Source organism: Nocardioides ginkgobilobae (assembly GCF_054781275.1).
In genome coordinates this window covers 73440-91412 of record NZ_BAAGUS010000010.1, presented here as the reverse complement: position 1 = coordinate 91412, position 17973 = coordinate 73440, and the positions used below count along the sequence as shown (strand labels likewise).

Annotated in this window: 18 protein-coding genes; 13 read left to right on the top strand and 5 right to left on the bottom strand. The window is 74.2% G+C overall.

Going from position 1 to position 17973, the window contains the following annotated elements; all coding sequences use genetic code 11:
• Positions 1–19: 19 nt before the first annotated feature.
• Genes ACYVID_RS11210 through ACYVID_RS11195 form a run of 4 tightly spaced genes read left to right on the top strand, consistent with a single transcriptional unit; the run spans position 20 to position 3169 of the window.
• Entirely contained in the window at positions 20–808 is a 789-nt protein-coding gene (locus tag ACYVID_RS11210; protein WP_460737009.1) for an isocitrate lyase/PEP mutase family protein, read from the top strand.
• 25 nt (positions 809–833) lie between these two features.
• Positions 834–1208, top strand: coding sequence for a hypothetical protein (locus ACYVID_RS11205; RefSeq protein ID WP_460737007.1), 375 nt, complete (start codon positions 834–836; stop codon positions 1206–1208).
• A 24-nt stretch (positions 1209–1232) separates the two neighbouring features.
• The gene (coaE, locus tag ACYVID_RS11200; RefSeq protein WP_460737005.1) at positions 1233–1829 is read left to right on the top strand and encodes a dephospho-CoA kinase; all 597 of its coding nucleotides are present in this window, start codon (positions 1233–1235) and stop codon (positions 1827–1829) included.
• Positions 1826–3169, top strand: coding sequence for a glycoside hydrolase family 3 N-terminal domain-containing protein (locus tag ACYVID_RS11195; protein WP_460737003.1), 1344 nt, complete (start codon positions 1826–1828; stop codon positions 3167–3169). Before coaE ends, ACYVID_RS11195 begins: the two co-directional genes overlap by 4 nt.
• A gap of 136 nt (positions 3170–3305) precedes the next feature.
• Here the strand turns inward: ACYVID_RS11195 and ACYVID_RS11190 are convergent, their stop codons facing one another.
• Both ACYVID_RS11190 and ACYVID_RS11185 read right to left on the bottom strand, forming a co-directional pair.
• On the bottom strand, positions 3306–4283 hold the full coding sequence (locus tag ACYVID_RS11190; RefSeq protein ID WP_460737001.1) for a sigma-70 family RNA polymerase sigma factor: 978 nt from the start codon (positions 4281–4283) through the stop codon (positions 3306–3308).
• Between the two features lie 284 nt (positions 4284–4567).
• Positions 4568–6751: a S9 family peptidase gene (locus ACYVID_RS11185; RefSeq protein WP_460736998.1), complete on the bottom strand. Its 2184-nt coding sequence runs from the start codon at positions 6749–6751 to the stop codon at positions 4568–4570.
• Positions 6752–6825: 74 nt separating this feature from the next.
• Between ACYVID_RS11185 and ACYVID_RS11180 the strand changes: the two genes are divergently transcribed.
• The 3 genes from ACYVID_RS11180 to ACYVID_RS11170 are packed head-to-tail and all read left to right on the top strand — an operon-like array spanning position 6826 to position 8984.
• Positions 6826–7509 carry a 5-oxoprolinase subunit PxpA gene (locus tag ACYVID_RS11180; RefSeq protein ID WP_460736996.1) on the top strand — a complete coding sequence of 228 codons (684 nt, stop codon included), beginning with the start codon at positions 6826–6828 and terminating at the stop codon, positions 7507–7509.
• Between the two features lie 4 nt (positions 7510–7513).
• Positions 7514–8119 carry a 5-oxoprolinase subunit B family protein gene (locus ACYVID_RS11175; protein ID WP_460736994.1) on the top strand — a complete coding sequence of 202 codons (606 nt, stop codon included), beginning with the start codon at positions 7514–7516 and terminating at the stop codon, positions 8117–8119.
• 1 nt (position 8120) lies between these two features.
• A complete protein-coding gene (locus tag ACYVID_RS11170; protein WP_460736992.1) occupies positions 8121–8984 on the top strand; it encodes a 5-oxoprolinase subunit C family protein in 864 nt (287 codons plus the stop codon).
• Here ACYVID_RS11170 and ACYVID_RS11165 read toward each other — a convergent pair.
• Positions 8968–10386 (bottom strand): DNA polymerase IV, encoded by a 1419-nt coding sequence (locus ACYVID_RS11165; RefSeq protein ID WP_460736990.1) that lies wholly within the window; start codon positions 10384–10386, stop codon positions 8968–8970. The two genes, ACYVID_RS11170 and ACYVID_RS11165, sit on opposite strands and share 17 nt — an antisense overlap.
• A gap of 126 nt (positions 10387–10512) precedes the next feature.
• On the opposite strand from ACYVID_RS11165, the gene ACYVID_RS11160 reads away from it, so the two are divergent.
• A complete protein-coding gene (locus ACYVID_RS11160) occupies positions 10513–11487 on the top strand; it encodes a DUF4192 domain-containing protein (protein ID WP_460736988.1) in 975 nt (324 codons plus the stop codon).
• Between the two features lie 36 nt (positions 11488–11523).
• Positions 11524–12987 (top strand): glutamate--cysteine ligase, encoded by a 1464-nt coding sequence (locus ACYVID_RS11155; protein WP_460736986.1) that lies wholly within the window; start codon positions 11524–11526, stop codon positions 12985–12987.
• A gap of 34 nt (positions 12988–13021) precedes the next feature.
• On the opposite strand, the gene ACYVID_RS11150 is transcribed toward ACYVID_RS11155, so the two are convergent.
• Entirely contained in the window at positions 13022–13477 is a 456-nt protein-coding gene (locus tag ACYVID_RS11150) for a hypothetical protein (protein WP_460736985.1), read from the bottom strand.
• A gap of 197 nt (positions 13478–13674) precedes the next feature.
• On the opposite strand from ACYVID_RS11150, the gene ACYVID_RS11145 reads away from it, so the two are divergent.
• The 4 genes from ACYVID_RS11145 to ACYVID_RS11130 all read left to right on the top strand — a co-directional run bounded on the left by ACYVID_RS11145 (position 13675) and on the right by ACYVID_RS11130 (position 17270).
• Positions 13675–14076 (top strand): universal stress protein, encoded by a 402-nt coding sequence (locus tag ACYVID_RS11145; RefSeq protein WP_460736984.1) that lies wholly within the window; start codon positions 13675–13677, stop codon positions 14074–14076.
• A gap of 215 nt (positions 14077–14291) precedes the next feature.
• Positions 14292–14924 carry a hypothetical protein gene (locus tag ACYVID_RS11140; protein WP_460736982.1) on the top strand — a complete coding sequence of 211 codons (633 nt, stop codon included), beginning with the start codon at positions 14292–14294 and terminating at the stop codon, positions 14922–14924.
• A gap of 69 nt (positions 14925–14993) precedes the next feature.
• Positions 14994–15578, top strand: a complete 585-nt coding sequence (locus tag ACYVID_RS11135) for an HhH-GPD-type base excision DNA repair protein (protein ID WP_460736980.1) — start codon at positions 14994–14996, stop codon at positions 15576–15578.
• A 153-nt stretch (positions 15579–15731) separates the two neighbouring features.
• Positions 15732–17270 (top strand): RNA polymerase sigma factor, encoded by a 1539-nt coding sequence (locus tag ACYVID_RS11130; RefSeq protein WP_460736978.1) that lies wholly within the window; start codon positions 15732–15734, stop codon positions 17268–17270.
• A gap of 79 nt (positions 17271–17349) precedes the next feature.
• On the opposite strand, the gene ACYVID_RS11125 is transcribed toward ACYVID_RS11130, so the two are convergent.
• The gene (locus ACYVID_RS11125) at positions 17350–17553 is read right to left on the bottom strand and encodes a DUF7455 domain-containing protein (protein WP_300644358.1); all 204 of its coding nucleotides are present in this window, start codon (positions 17551–17553) and stop codon (positions 17350–17352) included.
• Positions 17554–17973 lie beyond the last annotated feature (420 nt).

Here is a 17973-nt window from a genome sequence, read left to right as displayed (position 1 = left end):
GCCTGCCTACCGTGCAGGCATGACCGATCTCTCCGCCACCGCCGCCCGCGCCTCCACGCTCCTGCAGCTGCACCGCGACCCGAAGCTGCTCACCGTCGTCAACGTCTGGGACGTCATCTCCGCCACGGTCGTGGCCGACGTCGAGGGCACCGAGGCCCTGGCGACCGCCAGCCACTCGATCGCGGCGTCCTACGGCTACGAGGACGGCGAGAACATCCCGGTCGAGCTGATGATCGAGGCCGTGGGCCGGATCGTCGCCGCGACCGACCTGCCGGTGACCGCCGACCTCGAGGGTGGGTACGGCGACCCGGCCGAGACCGTCCGCAAGGCCATCGGCGTGGGTGTCGTGGGCTGCAACCTCGAGGACCAGCTGCGCCCGCTCGACGAGGCCGTGCGCAACGTCGAGGCGGTGCTGAGGGCTGCCGAGGCCGAGGGCGTCCCGGACTTCGTGCTCAACGCCCGCACCGACGCCTTCGTCAAGGACCGCTCGCGCGACCCGCAGGAGGCCCTCGCCGACGCCGTCGAGCGGGTCAAGGCCTTCACGGCCGCCGGTGCGCCGACGGTCTTCGTCCCGGCCAGGCTCGACGAGCGGATGGTCGAGACCCTCGTCGAGGCCGTCGGGCCGCAGCACCTCACGCTCATCGGCATCCCCGGCAACCCGTCGCTGGCCCGGCTCGAGGAGCTCGGCGTCGCGCGCGTCTCGTGGGGCCCGATGTCGCAGAACGTCGCGCTGACGGCGCTGCAGGAGCTCGTCGAGGAGGTCCACCGCGGCGGCGGCGTCCCCTCGACCATGCGCATGCTGAACTGACGGGCCCGGGCCCTACCCTGGACCTGTGAGCGAGCAGGGCACCAAAGGGCAGGGCCAGGGTCGGACCGAGCAGGCGGCCCCACGGCGCCGGCACCTGATGGACCCGAACGCGCCGGTGCGCGACCAGTACGGCTCGCCCGGGACGACCCGGGTGCAGACCTGGGTGATGTCGACGCTGGTGGTGACGACGATCCTGCACATGGCCGGTGGCCTGCTGGTGGCGGCCTGGGTCATCGACGAGGCCGAGACCGTCCCGCGGGTCGGGCTCTCGGTGATCGCCGGTGCCTTCGGCGTGATGGCCGTCGGCGCGGGGCTGGCGATCCACCGCAAGCCGCTGCTCAGCCCCTGGCTGGCGCTGGGCCTGCTGCCGATGGTGGTCGGACTGGTGCTGTTCCTCTGAGGGGCAGCGCATAACCTGGCCCGCATGCGGGTCGGACTGACGGGTGGGGTGGCGTCGGGCAAGAGCACCGTCGCCGGGATGCTGACCGATCTCGGGGCGGTGGTCATCGACGCCGACGCGATCGCGCGCGAGGTGGTGGCTGCCGGCACGCCCGGCCTGGCGGCGGTCGTCGAGGAGTTCGGCGAGGAGCTGCTGACCGCGGACGGCGAGCTGGACCGCCCGGCCATGGGGAGCCTGGTCTTCCACGACGAGTCCGCCCGGCGTCGGCTCGAGGCGATCGTCCACCCGCTGGTCTTCGAGCGGTACGCCGAGCAGGAGGCGGCCGCTCCGGAGGGTGCCCTGGTCGTGCACGACATCCCGCTCCTCGTCGAGTCCGGCCGGGCCGCGGAGTTCGACGCGGTCGTCGTGGTCGACGTGCCCCGTGAGCTGCAGGTGGAGCGGATGCTGCGCGACCGGGGCTGGAGCCTCGTCGACGCCGAGGCGCGGATCGCCGCCCAGGCCACCCGCGAGCAGCGTCTGGCGGTGGCCACCCACGTCATCGAGAACACCGGCACCCTGGACGAGCTGCGGGCCCGGGTCGCCGAGGTGCACGCGGCGCTGACCAGCGGGGCCACCGCGTGACCGCCCGCCCCCGCCGCGCTCGTACGACGACGGCGACCCGGCTGGTCGCGTCCGCGGCCGCCACCGTGCTCCTCGCGGCCGGGTGCGCCACGCCGTCCGACCCCACGACCGCACCGGGCGGCTCCGACCTGTCGGGGTCCGGCGCGACGGCGCAGCCGGACGGGTCCGAGGACGCCGCGGTCGCCACCGACCCCGACGAGCCACTCGGGTGGGGGCCGACGGCCGGTGAGCTCGAGGAAGCGCGCGAGCTGGTCGCCACCTACTCCTCCGAGGAGCTGGCCGGCCAGGTCATCGTCGGCCGCTACGCCGGCACGGACCCCGAGGTGCCGGCCCAGCTGGTGCGCGACCTGCACCTGGCCGGGGTCTGCGTGACCGCCGACAACGTCCTGGACGAGGCCCAGGTGCTCGCCACGACCGCGGCCGTCAGCGACGCCGTCGCCGAGAGCGGCCGGGACTTCCCCGCGGTGATCGGCGTCGACGAGGAGGGCGGCACGGTCGCCCACCTGCGCGGCGTGGCGACGACCTTCCCGGCCTTCGCCGCGGCGGGCTCGGCCATCGACAACGCGGGACGGCGCGGGCGCGTGGCGGTCAAGCAGGCGGCGTACGCGACCGGCATGGAGCTGCGCGCCCTCGGCTTCACCTGGGTCTACGCCCCGGTGGCCGACGTGACGATCGGGGCTGCCGACGTGACCATCGGCTCCCGCTCGCCCTCGACCGACCCGGACCTCGCCGGCGCGGCGGTCAAGCAGGCCGTGACCGGCTACGACCGTTCGGGCACGGTGTCGACGACCAAGCACTTCCCGGGCCACGGCGGTGCGACGGCCGACTCCCACCTGACCCTGCCGGTGCTGACCGAGACGCTGGCCGAGCTCCAGGCTCGCGACCTGCCGCCGTTCGAGAAGGCCATCGAGGCCGGCGCGCCGTCGGTCATGATCGGCCACCTCGACGTGCAGGCGCTCGCCCCCGGCACGCCGTCCTCGATCGCCCCGGAGACCTACGCCTACCTCCGCGAGGAGCTCGGGTTCGGCGGCGTCGCGATCACCGACTCCCTGGGCATGGGGGCGGTCGCCGGCATCCCCGCGCTCGCGGTCAAGGCGCTCGAGGCCGGCGCCGACCTCCTGCTCATGCCGGCCGACACCCGCCGCACCCACGCCACGGTCACGGCCGCCCTCGAGGACGGCTCGCTCGACCGCGCCCGGGTCGAGGAGGCAGCGGCCCGCGTGGTGGCCCTGCAGCGCTGGCAGGCCCGGATCGCGGCCGAGCGACCGGTGGGCGAGGACGTCGAGGAGCAGGCGGCGGCCGCCTCCGCGGCGCTCAGCGCGGCGGCGTACGGCTCCTGACCGCCGAGCAGTCAGTTCCGGACTGCCGGCAGGTCACTCCTGAACCGTCGAGCGGTCAGATGCGCACCGGCCCGGACAGCACTCGACCCGCCACCAGGAGGTGACGGGTCGGGGTGCTGACGCCTCGGCGGTGTCCTCAGGCGGCGGAGCCGGCGGCGAGGTCCGGGTCGGCGAAGCGACGCAGCTTCTGCAGCGCCTCCCGCTCCAGCTGGCGCACGCGCTCTGCGGAGATGCCGTGCTTGGCGCCGATGTCGGCGAGCTTGTGCTGGCGACCGTCGGTGAGACCGTAGCGCGAGCGGATGATGTCGGCGGCGCGCTCGTCGAGCTGACCGACCAGGGTGTTGAGCCGCTCGCGGGACTCCACGTCGAGCACGGTCAGGTCGGGGCCCGGCGAGGTCTCCTGGGCCATCAGGTCACCCAGCGAGGTGTCGCCGTCCTCGTCGACGGGGGTGTCGAGCGAGACGTGCTCGCGGCCCCACGAGAGCAGGTCCATGACCCGCTCGACCTCCATGCCCAGCTCGGCCGCGATCTCGTGCGGCTCCGGGTCGCGACCGAGCTGGCGCTCGAGGGAGCGACGTGCGCCGCCCACCTGGTTGAGCTCCTCGACCACGTGCACGGGCAGCCGCACGACGCGGGCCTGCTGCGCGATGCCGCGGGTGATCGCCTGGCGCACCCACCACGTGGCGTACGTCGAGAACTTGTAGCCCTTGGTGTAGTCGAACTTCTCGACCGCACGGATCAGGCCGGTGTTGCCCTCCTGGATCAGGTCCAGCATCGGCATCTGCGCCCGGCCGTACTTGCGGGCGATGGAGACCACGAGGCGCAGGTTGGCGGTGATGAAGGTGTCCACCGCCTTGCGACCCTCCTCGGCGAGCCACTCGAGCTCCTCCTGGCTGGCCCGCATCGGTGCGCCCCCCTTGGCGCGTCCGATGCGACCCTCGGCCAGGAGGTGCTCAGCCATGAGCCCGGCCTCGATGGTCTTGGAGAGCTCGACCTCCGCCGCCGCGTCCAGCAGCTCGTTGCGGGCGATCTCGTCGAGGTAAAGTCCGACGCTGTCGCGGCCCTCGATCTCCCGGTTGCTGCTCGAGCGGGTCGTGCGGGTGGCGGTGGCCATGGAACCCTCCTTCGCGGCGTGGACGCCCTCGGCGCCTCACGGTCTCCAACGCCCCACCGGTGCCCGAGATTCCCCTGGGGGAACCCACCCGGGTGGTGGAGCCTTCACACTGCTCGACGTGTGGTGCCCACGAGGAGTTGCGTCCCTTCCCAACTCTCAGGGACTTCTCAGGGCCTCACCTTCGTGTGAGTCGTTCGCCGCCGCGGGCCCCTCCGGATGGGTGAGGTAGGCCACGTCGACGGTCGGAGCCGCGCGATCGGTGCCGGAGGACGAGGGGTACGCCGTCAGCCGGCGAGCCCCATCCGGTCGAGGATCCACGCCAGGGTGAAGGACCGGTCGTGCCAGGACTTGTACCGCCCGGAGACCCCGCCGTGGCCGGCTGCCATCTCGGTGCGCAGCAGCACGTCGGGACGCCCTGCCCCCGCGGGGTCGGTGGCGCGCAGCCGGGCGACCCACTTGGCGGGCTCGACGTAGAGCACCCGGGTGTCGTTGAGCGAGGTCTCGGCGAGGATCGCGGGGTACTCCTGCGCGGTCACGTTGTCGTAGGGCGCGTAGGAGGCCATGTAGTCGTAGACCTCCGGATCGGCCTCGGGGTTGCCCCACTCGTCGTACTCGGTGACCGTCAGCGGCAGGGTGCTGTCGAGCATCGTGGTGAGCGCGTCGACGAAGGGCACTCCTGCGACCAGGCCGCTGAACAGCTCGCGGGACTGGTTGGCAACGGCTCCGATGAGCAGGCCACCGGCGCTCGCGCCCTCGCCGACGAGGGTGTCGGGGGAGGACCAGCCGGTCGCCACCAGGTGGCGGGCGCAGGCGGCGAAGTCGGAGAAGGTGTGCTGCTTCTTCATGAGCTTGCCGTCGTCGTACCACCGGCGGCCCATCTCGCCGCCGCCGCGGACGTGGGCGATGGCGAAGGCGGCGCCCCGGTCGAGCAGCGAGAGCCGGGCGATGGAGAAGTACGGGTCGATCGAGGCCTCGTAGGAGCCGTAGCCGTAGAGCAGCGTCGGCACCGGGCGGGTGCCGCCGCCACTGTCCTCCCGGGAGCCCCGCTTGCACACGATCGAGATCGGGATCCGCTCGCCGTCCTCGGCGGTGGCCCAGAGCCGGTGCTCCTCGTAGTCGGCCGGGTCGTAGCCGCCCAGCACGGGCGCGCGCTTGAGCAGCGTCAGCTCGCGGGTGCGCACGTCGTAGTCGTAGACGCTGCTCGGGATCGCCATCGTCGTGTAGCCCAGACGGACCGTGGGCTGGGTGAAGCCGGGGTTGCCCGAGGCGCCGACGGTGTAGACCGGCTCGTCGAAGGAGATGAGGTAGTCGTCGGTCACCGGCTCCTCGGGGGTGGCGCCCGCGCCGAGCTCGAGGATGCGCAGCTGGGTCAGCCCGTCGCTGCGCTGGTGCACGACGAGGTGGCCGGCGAAGGCGTCCACGTCCTCGAGGCGTACGGCGGGGTTGTGCGGCAGCAGCGCCCGCCACTGCTCGCGCGGGGTCGGTGCGAGCGGGGCGACGGCGAGCTCGAAGTCGGGCCCGGTGCCGTTGTGCAGGACCAGGAACCGGTCCTCGCCGGCGAGCACGGCGTGCTCGAGGGAGTACTCGACGCCCTCCTCGCGCGCGCAGAAGACCTGCCAGCCGGCCTCGGGGGCGTCGGCGTCGAGGAAGCGGTACTCCGAGGTGGTCTTGGACCCGCTCGCCACCACCATGAAGCGGTCCGAGCGCGTGCGGCCCACGCTGGTGAAGAAGCGCCCGTCGGTCTCGTGGTGGACCAGCTCGTCGGCGTCCTGCGCGGTGCCGAGCGCGTGGCGCCACACCTTGTCGGCGCGCCAGGACTCATCGACGGTGACGTAGTAGAAGCTCGTGCCGGCGCGGTCCCAGGTGGCCCCGCCGATGACCCCGGTGACGACGTCGTCGAGCAGCTCGCCGGTGCGCAGGTCCTTGACCCGCACCGTGTAGCGCTCGTCGCCGACGGTGTCGGTGGCGTAGGCCAGCAGGTGTCCGTCGGGGCTGACGGCCGCGCCGCCGAGGGAGAAGAAGTCGTGGCCCTCCGCGAGCGCGTCCAGGTCGAGCAGGACCTCCTCGCCGGGCAGGGCCGGCTGGTCGGGAGCGCAGTCCTCGGCCGGCTGCGGCGGGGTCCAGTCGTCGGGGTCGGACACGGGGACCCGGCACGTAGCGCCGTACTCCTTGCCGGCGAAGGAGCGCCCGTAGTACCAGTGACCGCGGTTGCGGGTCGGGACCGACAGGTCGGTCTCGCGGGTGCGGGTGCGGATCTCCTCGAAGATGTCGGCCCGCAGGTCGGCGAGGTGAGCGGTGCTGGCCTGCGTCCACGCGTTCTCGGCCTCGAGGTGGGCCAGGACCTCCGGCGACTCCTTCTCGCGCAGCCACTCGTAGTCGTCGCTGCGGGTGCGCCCGTGGATCTCGCGCGTGGTGGTGCGGACGGCGGCGAGGGGCGGGGCGCTGGGCTGCTCGGGAGCGGTGGACATGCGGCGACCCTAGACGCGGGCGCCCACCCTCGTGCCCGCGGCCTCCGGGGGCCGGGGATGGGTAGGTTCGACCCGTGCCCCACATCGACCTCAACGCCGACCTCGGGGAGGGCGTCACCGACGACGCAGCCCTGCTGGCCGTCGTGACGAGCGCCAACCTGGCCTGCGGCTACCACGCCGGCAGCCCGGCGACCATGCGCGCGGTCTGCGCCCAGGCGGCGCAGCGCGGCGTGTCGGTGGGTGCCCAGGTCTCCTACGCCGACCGTGAGCACTTCGGCCGGGTGGCCCGCGACGTCCCCCGCGTGACGCTGCGCGAGCAGGTCGCCGACCAGGTCGGCACGCTCACGACCATCGCGGGCGAGGAGGGCGTCGAGGTCCGCTACGTCAAGGCCCACGGCGCGCTCTACCACCGCACCCTCGACGACGAGGAGCAGGCGCTCGCGGTGCTCGAGGGCTCCCGCGGTCTGCCCGTCCTCGGCATGCCGGGCCGGCTGCTCACCCTGGCCGTCGCCGAGGGCCGCACCGTCTTCCACGAGGGCTTCCCGGACCGGGGGTACGCCGAGGACGGCCGTCTCCTCCCGCGCGACCGGCCCGGTGCCGTGCTCGACGACGCCGAGACGATCGCCTTCCGCGCCGTCGAGCTCGCCGGCACCGTCGACTCGGTCTGCGTCCACGGCGACCACCCGGGCGCGGTCGCCCACGCCCGGGCCGTGCGCGAGGCGCTCGAGGCCGCAGGCCTGGGGCTGCGCGGGCTGTGACCTGATGGTGGGCGTGCGCGTCCTGCCGGTCGGGCCCCGGGCGGTGCTGCTCGAGGTGGCCGACGTCGCGGCGGCGCTCGCGCTGGCCGACCACTGCCGCACGGCGTCCTGGGCGACCGAGGTGGTGCCCGCAGCGCGCACGGTGCTGCTCGACGGGCTCGCGGTGCCGCCCGACCGCGTCGCGGTGGCCCTCGAGACGTGGACCCCGGAGGGTCCCGCCGCGGTCCCGGGCGCGCTGGTCGAGCTCCCCGTGGTCCTCGACGGCGAGGACCTGCCCGACGTCGCCCGGCGGTGGGGCTGCACCCGGGCCGAGGTCAGGGCGACGCTGACGACCACCACGTTCACCAGTGCCTTCTGCGGCTTCGCGCCCGGTTTCTCCTACCTGTCCGGACTGCCCGCCGACCGCGCGGTCCCGCGACTGCCGTCCCCGAGGCCCCGGGTGCCGGCCGGCTCGGTCGCGCTCGCGGGGGAGTGGGCCGGGGTCTACCCGACCGCCTCCCCGGGCGGGTGGCGGCTGGTCGGTCGCACCGACGCCACCCTGTGGGACGCCGACCGCGAGCCCCCGGCGCTGCTGGCACCTGGCACCCGCGTCCGGTTCGTGGAGGTCTGAGGTGGGCTCGACCGCGCTCCGCGTCGTCGCCACTGGCCCGTCGGTGCTGGTGCAGGACCTCGGCCGGCTGGGCCTGGCCCACCTCGGGGTGCCCCGTGCGGGCGCCCTCGACGCCCCGGCGGCGGCCCTCGCCCGGAGGCTGGTCGGGGGTGCGCCCGACGACGCGGTGCTGGAGGTGCTGCTGGGCGGGCTCGAGGTCGTGCTCGAGGCCGACCCGGGGAGCGGTGCCTGGGTCGCGGTCACGGGCGCGCCCTGCCCGGTGGCCGTCGACGGTCGCGCGGCGCCGCTCGGTCGCGCCGTCTGGGTGCCGGCCGGGTCGCGCCTGGTGCTGGGTCGCCCGGCGACCGGCCTGCGCAGCTACCTCGCCGTCGACGGCGGCCTGCCGGTCGCCGAGGTGCTCGGGTCGCGCTCGTCGGACACGCTGGCCGGGATCGGCCCCGCACCCGTGCGCGTCGGGGACCGGCTGCCCGTCGGCGCACGACGGGGGGAGCCGGGGCGCGCGGAGGTGCCGCCCGCCCGGGCGACCGGTCCGCTGCGGCTGCACCCGGGTCCGCGCGGCGAGTGGTGCGAGGACCCGCTCGCGGCGCTCACCGCTCGGACCTGGTCGGTCGGCGCTGACTCCGACCGGGTCGGCCTGCGGCTGCACGGCGAGCCGCTGGTGCGCCGGCGCACCGAGGAGCTGGCGAGCGAGGGGATGGTCCTGGGCGCGGTGCAGGTGCCCCCGGACGGCCTGCCCGTGGTGTTCCTGGCCGACCACCCGCCGACCGGGGGCTACCCGGTGGTCGCCGTGGTCGAGGAGGCCGACCTGTGGCGCTGCGCCCAGCTGCGGCCGGGTGAGCGGGTGGGGTTCACCCGGGCGCGCTGAGGCCGCCCTCGCGGGCGCCGGGGGCGCCGGGGTCGTCGGTCGCCGCGTCCTCGGGTCGCTGCCACAGGTGCAGCGCCGGGTCGTCGATCGGGAACGACCGGACCGGCCCCGCCGGGCTCTCGCGGGTCTCGAAGCGCACCGTCACCACGCCCCGCCCCGACCCCCACACCCAGCCCCGGCCGTGCTCGTCGTGCACGACGTCCGCGCCGGGGGCCCACCCGCTGGAGCGCGCGCGGGGCGGCTCGGGCAGGTCGTCGGCCTCCTCGTCGGGGCCCGCGCTCTCGTCGGGTGCCTCGAGGTCGGCGAAGAGGTCGTCCTGCACCCAGTCGGCCAGGCCGGAGACGCCCACCCCCAGCAACCGGACCCCGGCCCGGAGCGCGGGACCGGTCTCGACCCCGGCGGCGAGCTCGGCGAGCAGGGAGCGCACGACCCGGGCCACGACGGCGGGGTTGTCGGTCGGCTCGGGCAGGGTCGCCGACCGGCTGGTGGTCGTGAAGTCGTGGAGCCGGACCTTGATCGTCACCGTCCGCCCCGACAGCCCGGCCTTGGCCAGCCGGGCGGCCACCTCGCCGGACTGGCGCACCAGGAGGTGCTCCATCAGCCGCAGGTCGGAGAGGTCGGAGTCGTAGGTGCCCTCGACGCTCACCGACTTGGTCTCGCGCTCCGCGACCACCGGTCGGTCGTCGTGGGCCCGGGCCAGGTGGAAGAGCCCGGCGCCGTGGGCGCTGCCGACCAGCCGCACCAGCTCCTCCTGGCTGACCTGTTCCAGGTCGGCGACGGTCTGCACCCCCGCGCGGCGCAGCCGGTCGGCGGTCGCCGGGCCGACGCCGGGGATGACGGTGACGCTCATCGGGCGCAGCAGCTCGCGCTCGGTGCCGGGCGCGACCACGACCAGGCCGTCGGGCTTGTCGAGGTCGCTGGCGACCTTGGCCATGAACTTGCTCGTCGCCACGCCGACCGAGCAGGTCAGCCCGTCGGTGACCTCGGTGACCCGCGCGCGCAGCCGCTCGGCGAAGGCGGTCACCGACTCCACCGACAGGTCCGCCAGGGTCGGGTCCGGCGAGGCCGCCAGGTCCACGAAGGCCTCGTCCAGCGACAGCGGCTCCACCAGCGGCGACGCCTCGCGCAGCGCACCCATCACCGCACGGCTGGCCTCGCGGTAGGCGCCGAAGCGCCCCGACAGGAACGCCGCGTGCGGGCACCGTGAGCGGGCCTCGCGCGTCGACATCGCCGAGCGCACCCCGTAGATCCGGGCCTCGTACGACGCCGTCGCCACGACCCCGCGCCCGCCGGTGCCCCCGACCACGACCGGGCGGCCGCGCAGGGAGGGCTTGTCGCGCTGCTCGACGGCGGCGAAGAACGCGTCGAGGTCCAGGTGGAGGACCGAGGCTTCGCGACGCACGTCGCGCACGCTACCCAGGCCCGCCCCCGGCCCACGGGTCGTCCACAGCCCACCCCCGTGCGGCCCTGTCCCCAGCGCCGGGTCGAGGGACCCCACGGCGCCTGCCACGCGAGCAGCCTGCTGCGCATGGACACCACCCGCGCCGGCACCGCCGAGCCCCCTGCCGCCCCCGACCCCTACGTCTTCCGCACGCCCGAGGACGTGCTCGCGGCGGTGCCGCTCGTGCTCGGCTTCGAGCCGGCCGAGTCGCTCGTCATGCTGACGTTCGGCGCCCCGCGCCCCTTCCACGCCCGGGTCGACCTCCCGCGCCACCGTCGGGACCTCGGCGACCTCGTGGAGGTCCTGCGCGAGCCGGCCGTGCGGCACGGCGTCGCCCGCGTGCTCCTGGTCGGCTACGACCCGGACGGTCCCTGGACCGCCGAGGTGCTGCGCACCGTCGCGGGCGCGATGGAGGCCGCCGGCATCGAGGTCGTCGCCTGCCTGCGCTCCGACCGTGGCCGCTGGTGGCCGGTCGGACCCGTGGCGGCACCCTCCGAGCGCGGTCCGGGGACGGCGTACGACGCCGTGGCGCACCGGTTCCGGGCCCGCTCGGTCGTCGAGGGGCGCGTGACCCTCCCCGACCGGGCCGCGCTGGCCGCCGGTCTCGCCCCGCACCCCGGTGGCCCGCACCCCGACCTCGTCGACGCGCTGGCCCGCGCGGTGCCGCCGTCCGTGCGTCGCGTCGACGCGCTCGTCGGTGTGCTCCTGAGGTCGGGGGAGCGGCCCGACGACGACCAGGTGGCCACCCTGCTGCTCGCCGCGGCCGAGGGCCGGCTGCGGGAGCCGGTCCAGCGCCGGCTCACCCGGGCCAGTGCCCCCGGTCTGGTCGACCTGTGGTCGGAGGTGGTGCGCCGGGCGCCGGACGACCGGGTGGCCGACGCCGCCGGCCTGCTGGCCCTCTGCGCGTGGGTCTCCGGCCACGGCGCCCTGGCCTGGTGCGCGGTCGACCGGGCCAGGGAGGTCGCGGCCGACCACGGCCTGGCGGGCATGGTCGCGACGCTGCTGGAGGCGGCGGTACCGCCCGAGGAGTGGGAGACGGTGCTGTGCCGCCTCGCGGGGTGACGGCGCAGGACTCGCGCACGCCCTAGTGTGCGGCCCATGGGAGAAGAGGTCGAGGCGCAGGAGTTCACCCGCGCCGACCGCACGCGCCACCGCGAGAAGATCCGTCGCAACCTCGACGTCTTCGCGCGGATGCTGCGCGAGGCCGCGTTCGACACCGACGACCCCATGTGCGGTCTCGAGGTGGAGCTCAACCTCGTCGACGACCGCGGTGACCCGGCGCTCAAGAACGCCGAGGCCTTGGCACTGATCGCCGACCCCGACTTCCAGACCGAGCTCGGCCAGTTCAACATCGAGATCAACGTGCCGCCGGTGCACCTGCACGACGACGGGCTCACCCGCATCGAGGAGCACCTGCGCAAGGACCTCAACCACGCCGAGGCCAAGTCCTCGCAGGTCGGCGCCCACCTGGTGATGATCGGCATCCTGCCCACGCTCGACGAGGAGCACCTGGCCCGCTCGGCGATCAGCGCCAACCCCCGCTACAGCCTGCTGTCGGACCAGATCCTCGACGCCCGCGGCGAGGACATCGCGATCCGGATCGCCGGCGCGGAGTCGCTCGACACCACGGCCGACTCGATCGTGCCGGAGGCGGCCTGCACCAGCACCCAGTTCCACGTCCAGACCTCACCGGACCAGTTCGCGGCCTACTGGAACGCCAGCCAGGCGATCGCCGCCGTCCAGGTCGCCGTCGGTGCCAACTCGCCCTACCTCCTGGGCAAGGAGCTGTGGCGCGAGACCCGGATCCCGCTCTTCGAGCAGGCCACGGACACCCGCGGCGAGGAGCTGAAGGCGCAGGGGGTGCGCCCCAGGGTGTGGTTCGGCGAGCGGTGGATCACCTCGGTCTTCGACTGCTTCGAGGAGAACGTCCGCTACTTCCCCGCGCTGTTGCCGATCACCGAGGACGAGGACCCGCTCGAGGTCCTCGAGGCCGGTGGCACGCCCAGCCTCTCGGAGCTGCGGCTGCACAACGGCACCGTCTACCGCTGGAACCGGCCGGTCTACGACGTCACCGACGCCGGGCCGCACCTGCGCGTGGAGAACCGGCTGCTCGCCGCCGGGCCGACCGTGGTGGACACCGTGGCCAACGCGGCGTTCTACTTCGGGCTCGTGCGCAGCGTCGCCGAGGGCGAGCGTCCGCTGTGGAGCCAGATGTCCTTCAGCGCCGCCGAGGAGAACTTCCACGTCGCTGCCCAGCAGGGCATCGACGCGCAGGTCTACTGGCCGGGCGTCGGCCAGGTGCGCGCCACCGAGCTGGTGCTGCGCCGGCTGCTGCCGATGGCGCACGAGGGCCTGGAGCGGTGGGGGGTCGCCACGGACGTGCGCGAGCGGCTGCTCGGGATCATCGAGCAGCGCTGCCTGCTCGGCACCAACGGCGCGGAGTGGTTCGTCAGCAAGGTGCGGGCCCGCTCCGGCGAGGACCGCTGGGACGCGCTGCGCGCCGTGCTGCTGGAGTACCGCGAGCGCATGCACACGAACGAGCCCGCCCACACCTGGGACTGAACCGGTCGGCCGGTCCGCCGCGGCGCGTGCGTGGTCACGGGTCCGTCCAGCCGTCCCGACCGGGGCTGCTCCTGCGGTCGCGGATGCGCCGCCAGGTCCGCGTCGTCCCGGAGGTCGGGTCGTGCCAGCCGTGCCGGGTGACCACGAGCAGCTGCGCGTCGATGCCCGTCTCCCCGCGGGCGGCGAGGAACGCGGCGTACCAGCGCTGGTCGACGTCCTGCCACGCCAGGCCCCCGGTGCGGGTCACCCACACCAGCGGGTCGGGGCCGCGCCGCCACAGCAGCGCGGCGAGCACGTCGGTGCGCAGCGCGTGGTCCCAGGCGGCGTCCTCGGCCACCACGTCCACCGCGCCGCACGGGTCCCCGACCCGCAGCAGGGTGGGGTGCACGCGGCGGAGCTCCGTGCGCGCCAGGTCCAGGACCGCGGCACGGGCCCTCCGCTCGCGCGGGTCGCGCCGGCTGCTCGTCCCGGTCGCTGCGATGGTGCCCACCGGTCCACCCTGCCCCGGCGGCGACCGGCGGGGGGCCGTTCCTCCACAGGGAGCGGCGCCCCGTGCCGCGGTGGGCCGGCCCCGCTGGCCGGGCCCGGCCACCCGGCGGGGGAGTCGTCCGCGGGTGCGGTTCGGCTACGGTGCGGGAGGGGCCGGCCGCTCGGGCCGGTCTCAGGTCGAGGTCGCAGGAGGTTGCCGTGGGCACCGTCGTGGTCGGGTACGTCGCCAAGCCCGAGGGGGAGGCTGCGCTCGCGCGGGCCGTCGAGGAGGCCCGGCTGCGGGACTGCTCCCTGGTGGCGGTCAGCTCCCACCGAGGCGGGCAGGAGTACGACGAGACCCGGGCCGCAGCGGCCCAGGGCGAGCTCGACGACCTGCGCGCGCGCTTGGAGTCCTCCGGCGTCCCGTTCACCGTGCGCCAGACCGTCCGCGGGCTGGAGCCGGCCGAGGACCTCATCGCCGTCGCCGAGGAGCACGGTGCCGAGCTGCTGGTCATCGGCCTGCGCCGGCGCTCGCCGGTCGGCAAGCTCATCCTCGGCAGCAACGCCCAGCGGGTCCTGCTCGACGCCCCCTGCGCGGTGCTCGCCGTCAAGGCGTCCTGAGGTCCCTCCGGCCGCGACCGGCGGTTCCTCGCCCGTTCGGGCGAACGTGCGCCGGGTGTGGCGCAGGAGGTCCCCTGCGAGCCGGGTGAAGAGATGTTCGGAGTTGTTCGGGAACGCCGTTCCGGGGCGCGTGGAGCCCGCTGACCTGGCCAGACTCTGAGGCGGCGGCCATCAGAGGTCGTCGATCGACGTCCCTGGAGGCAGCCTTGCTCGACGTGTCCACGGTCTCCCCGACCCGGGTGCGGACCGGTTCCACCGCCCTGGTCACCTGCGCCGGCTCCTCCTTGGAGCTGCGGGTCTGGCCGGCGGAGGACGTCTGGGCGGTGGCCGACCGGCTGCGGCAGATGGGCGTTCAGCCGGAGCCGGTGCTGCCGGACGAGAGCGGGCTCCCTGGCTCGCTCCTCGTGCAGCGCGAGGGGACCTGCGAGGAGGCCGCGCTGCGAGCCATCGTGGACGGCCTGCGCCTGCCCGGGCTCGAGGTCCTCGCCTTCGGCACCGCCGACTCCGCCGGCACCAGCCGCCGCGTCGCGGGGGAGACCTCCCCCGTCCCGGGCCCCGCGCGGGTCGTGGCCGACGGGACGCGCGACCACGTGGTGTTCGTCGAGCTGCACCAGCTGCTCGCCGCCCGTCGCTGGCAGGTCCGAGCGCTGGGCACCACGGGGGCGCTGCGGCGCATGGCCACCGCCCTCTCCGGCCTCGTCGCAGGCACGCCCCCGCGACCCGACGGCGGCACCTCGCTGGTGCTGGAGGTACCCGACCGGCCCGATTCGGTGCAGTCGGTGGTGGAGCAGCTGGACTCGGCGGGCCTGGACGGTCACGTCCGCGTCCTGCGGCAACACGCCGCCTGAGCCACGCGCGCCGCCGTCGCTGCCGGGGCGGCGGGATGCCGTCGTACGCCGTTGCCCGGCTCGGGCAGGATGAGCGCCATGGCCACCCACCAGATCCGCATCACCGGTGACGACGTCGCCGACCAGGTGCTCTCCGACGACCCGTTCGCGCTGCTCGTGGGCATGATGCTGGACCAGCAGTACCCAATGGAGCACGCCTTCCGCGGCCCCGCGAAGGTGCTGGAGCGCTTCGGCACCCTCGACCCGGCGCGCATCGCGGAGGCCGACCCCGAGGAGTTCGCCTCGCTGTGCGCCACTCCGCCGGCGATCCACCGCTTCCCCGGCTCGATGGCCGCCCGGCTCCAGGAGCTGGCCCGGATCGTGGCGGAGGAGCACGGCGGTGACGCCTCGCGGATCTGGACCGGTGCCGCCGACGGTCGCGACCTGCTGCGCCGGGTCATGGCGCTGCCGGGCTTCGGCAAGCAGAAGGCGCAGATCTTCGTGGCCCTGCTCGCCAAGCAGCTCGACGTGCGCCCGCAGGGCTGGGAGGCGGTCGTGGGCGACTACGCCCTGGAGGGCCACCGCTCGGTGGCCGACGTGGTCGACGGCGCCTCCCTGCAGAAGGTCCGCGACTTCAAGAAGGAGAAGAAGGCCGCGGCGAAGGCCCAGGGCTGAGGAGCCAACGCGGAGGAACCCGGGCCCGAGAGCCCTGCTGGGGCGCCCCGTGCCCCCTCCCGGTTGCGGGAGGACCACCACGTGCGTGGCAGAATGACGGCGCGGCTCTTGACGACTCCGGGACCTGCCGCGCCCCAAGCCAGTCCACGAGAGGTGTTCGTGTCTTCGAACGCACGCAAGATTCCTGCTGAGGTGCTCGCGCACCCCGCCGTCGTCACCCTCGTCGAGCGAGGTGCTCCCACGGGGAGCGTCACGCCGGAGGAGGTCCGTGCGGCCAGTGAGGACGCGCAGATCGAGCCGCGCCACCTCAAGGCGCTGCTGGTCCACCTCAGCGAGCAGGGGATCTCCGTGACCGTCGACCACGCCAGCACCCGGGCGGTGGCGGCCACCTCGACGCGCAAGACCACCACGGCGACGGCCAAGAAGGCCGCGGCCAAGAAGGCGGCCCCGGCCAAGAAGGCGGCCCCGGCCAAGAAGGCCGCAGCGCCCGCTGCCGCTCCGGCCGCGAAGAAGGCCGCCCCCGCCAAGAAGGCCACCCCGACCAAGGCCGCGGCCAAGAAGACCGCCGCGGGCTCCGTCGAGGTCGAGGTGCCCGCCGCGCCTGCGGTGGGCCCCGACGGCAAGAAGGTCCTCCCCGACGTCCCCGACGAGCAGTTCGAGGCCGACGTCGCCGCCGACCCGACGATCAAGGAGGCCGAGGAGGAGGCGACCGCCACCTCGAGCTTCGTCGTCTCCGCGGCCGACGAGTCCGACGAGCCGGTCCAGCAGGTCATGGTCGCCGGTGCGACCGCCGACCCGGTCAAGGACTACCTCAAGCAGATCGGCAAGGTCCCGCTGCTCAACGCCGAGATGGAGGTCGAGCTCGCCAAGCGGATCGAGGCCGGCCTGTTCTCGGAGGAGAAGCTGGCCAAGGGCGGCAAGATCAAGGCCGACCTGCTCGAGGAGCTGGAGTGGATCGCCGAGGACGGCCGCCGCGCCAAGAACCACCTGCTCGAGGCCAACCTGCGCCTCGTCGTCTCCCTGGCCAAGCGCTACACCGGCCGCGGCATGCTCTTCCTGGACCTCATCCAGGAGGGCAACCTCGGTCTGATCCGTGCGGTCGAGAAGTTCGACTACACCAAGGGCTACAAGTTCTCGACCTACGCCACGTGGTGGATCCGCCAGGCCATCACCCGCGCGATGGCCGACCAGGCGCGCACCATCCGCATCCCGGTCCACATGGTCGAGGTCATCAACAAGCTGGCCCGCGTCCAGCGCCAGATGCTCCAGGACCTCGGGCGCGAGCCCACTCCGGAGGAGCTCGCCAAGGAGCTCGACATGACCCCCGAGAAGGTCATCGAGGTCCAGAAGTACGGCCGCGAGCCGATTTCGCTGCACACGCCGCTCGGTGAGGACGGCGACTCCGAGTTCGGCGACCTGATCGAGGACTCCGAGGCGATCGTGCCTGCGGACGCCGTCTCCTTCACCCTGCTCCAGGAGCAGCTGCACGCCGTCCTCGACACGCTCTCCGAGCGCGAGGCGGGCGTGGTCTCCATGCGCTTCGGCCTCACCGACGGCCAGCCCAAGACCCTGGACGAGATCGGCAAGGTCTACGGCGTGACCCGCGAGCGGATCCGCCAGATCGAGTCCAAGACCATGTCCAAGCTGCGCCACCCCAGCCGCTCGCAGGTCCTGCGCGACTACCTCGACTGAGCGCTCGGCACCACGCACGACGAAGGCCCCGGACCGATCGGTCCGGGGCCTTCGACGTACGTCGGGATCGAGGAGCGGCTCAGCGCTCCGCGAGCTTGTGGGTCTCGTCCTGCACGGTCACGGCGACCTGCTTGAGCGCCTCACCGTGCTCGCGGGCGTGGTGGGCGCAGAAGAGCAGCTCTCCACCGGTCTGGAGCTCGACACGGAGGTAGGCCTGCGCGCCGCAACGGTCGCATCGGTCCGCGGCAGTCAGCGCGGAGCTGGGGGCAACGGCAGTAGTCACTTCGGCCTCATTTCTGTTCTCACTCGGTGCAGTGGACAACGTAGCCAGGTGGACCAAGATTCCCGTCCCGGTGTGGCGCACGTGACAGTCGGTGCTGCGACGTGTCCATCGGCAGACCTCCTGCTGGGATGAGTCATCTGGTGCTGCGCTGGTGCGGAACCAGGTGGTCCCTGGGGATGTTCCCCACCAGGTGTGCGCCTAGACGCCCACCCGGGTGAAGTGTGTCTCGCGGTGCCACGTCGCGGCGCAGGCATCCGGATCCCGAGTCCGATCGTGTCCACATCGTGACGTGCAGCGCGGCCCGAGCCGCTGGTGTCCGGTGCTGCGGTGCTGCAGGGAAGTACCCCGAGCCTAGGACCGCAGCCCCACCCCTCCCGGGCGCGACGCGCCGTGTCGCGGCGGGCCGCCGCCTGCGAGACT

Coding starts and splice junctions, on each gene's coding strand:
- ACYVID_RS11190 (WP_460737001.1), bottom strand. CDS start 4,283: ATGGCCACCGCCACCCGCACGACCCGCTCGAGCAGCAACCGGGAGATC.
- ACYVID_RS11135 (WP_460736980.1), top strand. CDS start 14,994: ATGAGCGCCATGGCCACCCACCAGATCCGCATCACCGGTGACGACGTC.
- ACYVID_RS11210 (WP_460737009.1), top strand. CDS start 20: ATGACCGATCTCTCCGCCACCGCCGCCCGCGCCTCCACGCTCCTGCAG.
- coaE (WP_460737005.1), top strand. CDS start 1,233: ATGCGGGTCGGACTGACGGGTGGGGTGGCGTCGGGCAAGAGCACCGTC.
- ACYVID_RS11185 (WP_460736998.1), bottom strand. CDS start 6,751: ATGTCCACCGCTCCCGAGCAGCCCAGCGCCCCGCCCCTCGCCGCCGTC.
- ACYVID_RS11155 (WP_460736986.1), top strand. CDS start 11,524: ATGGGAGAAGAGGTCGAGGCGCAGGAGTTCACCCGCGCCGACCGCACG.
- ACYVID_RS11160 (WP_460736988.1), top strand. CDS start 10,513: ATGGACACCACCCGCGCCGGCACCGCCGAGCCCCCTGCCGCCCCCGAC.
- ACYVID_RS11175 (WP_460736994.1), top strand. CDS start 7,514: ATGGTGGGCGTGCGCGTCCTGCCGGTCGGGCCCCGGGCGGTGCTGCTC.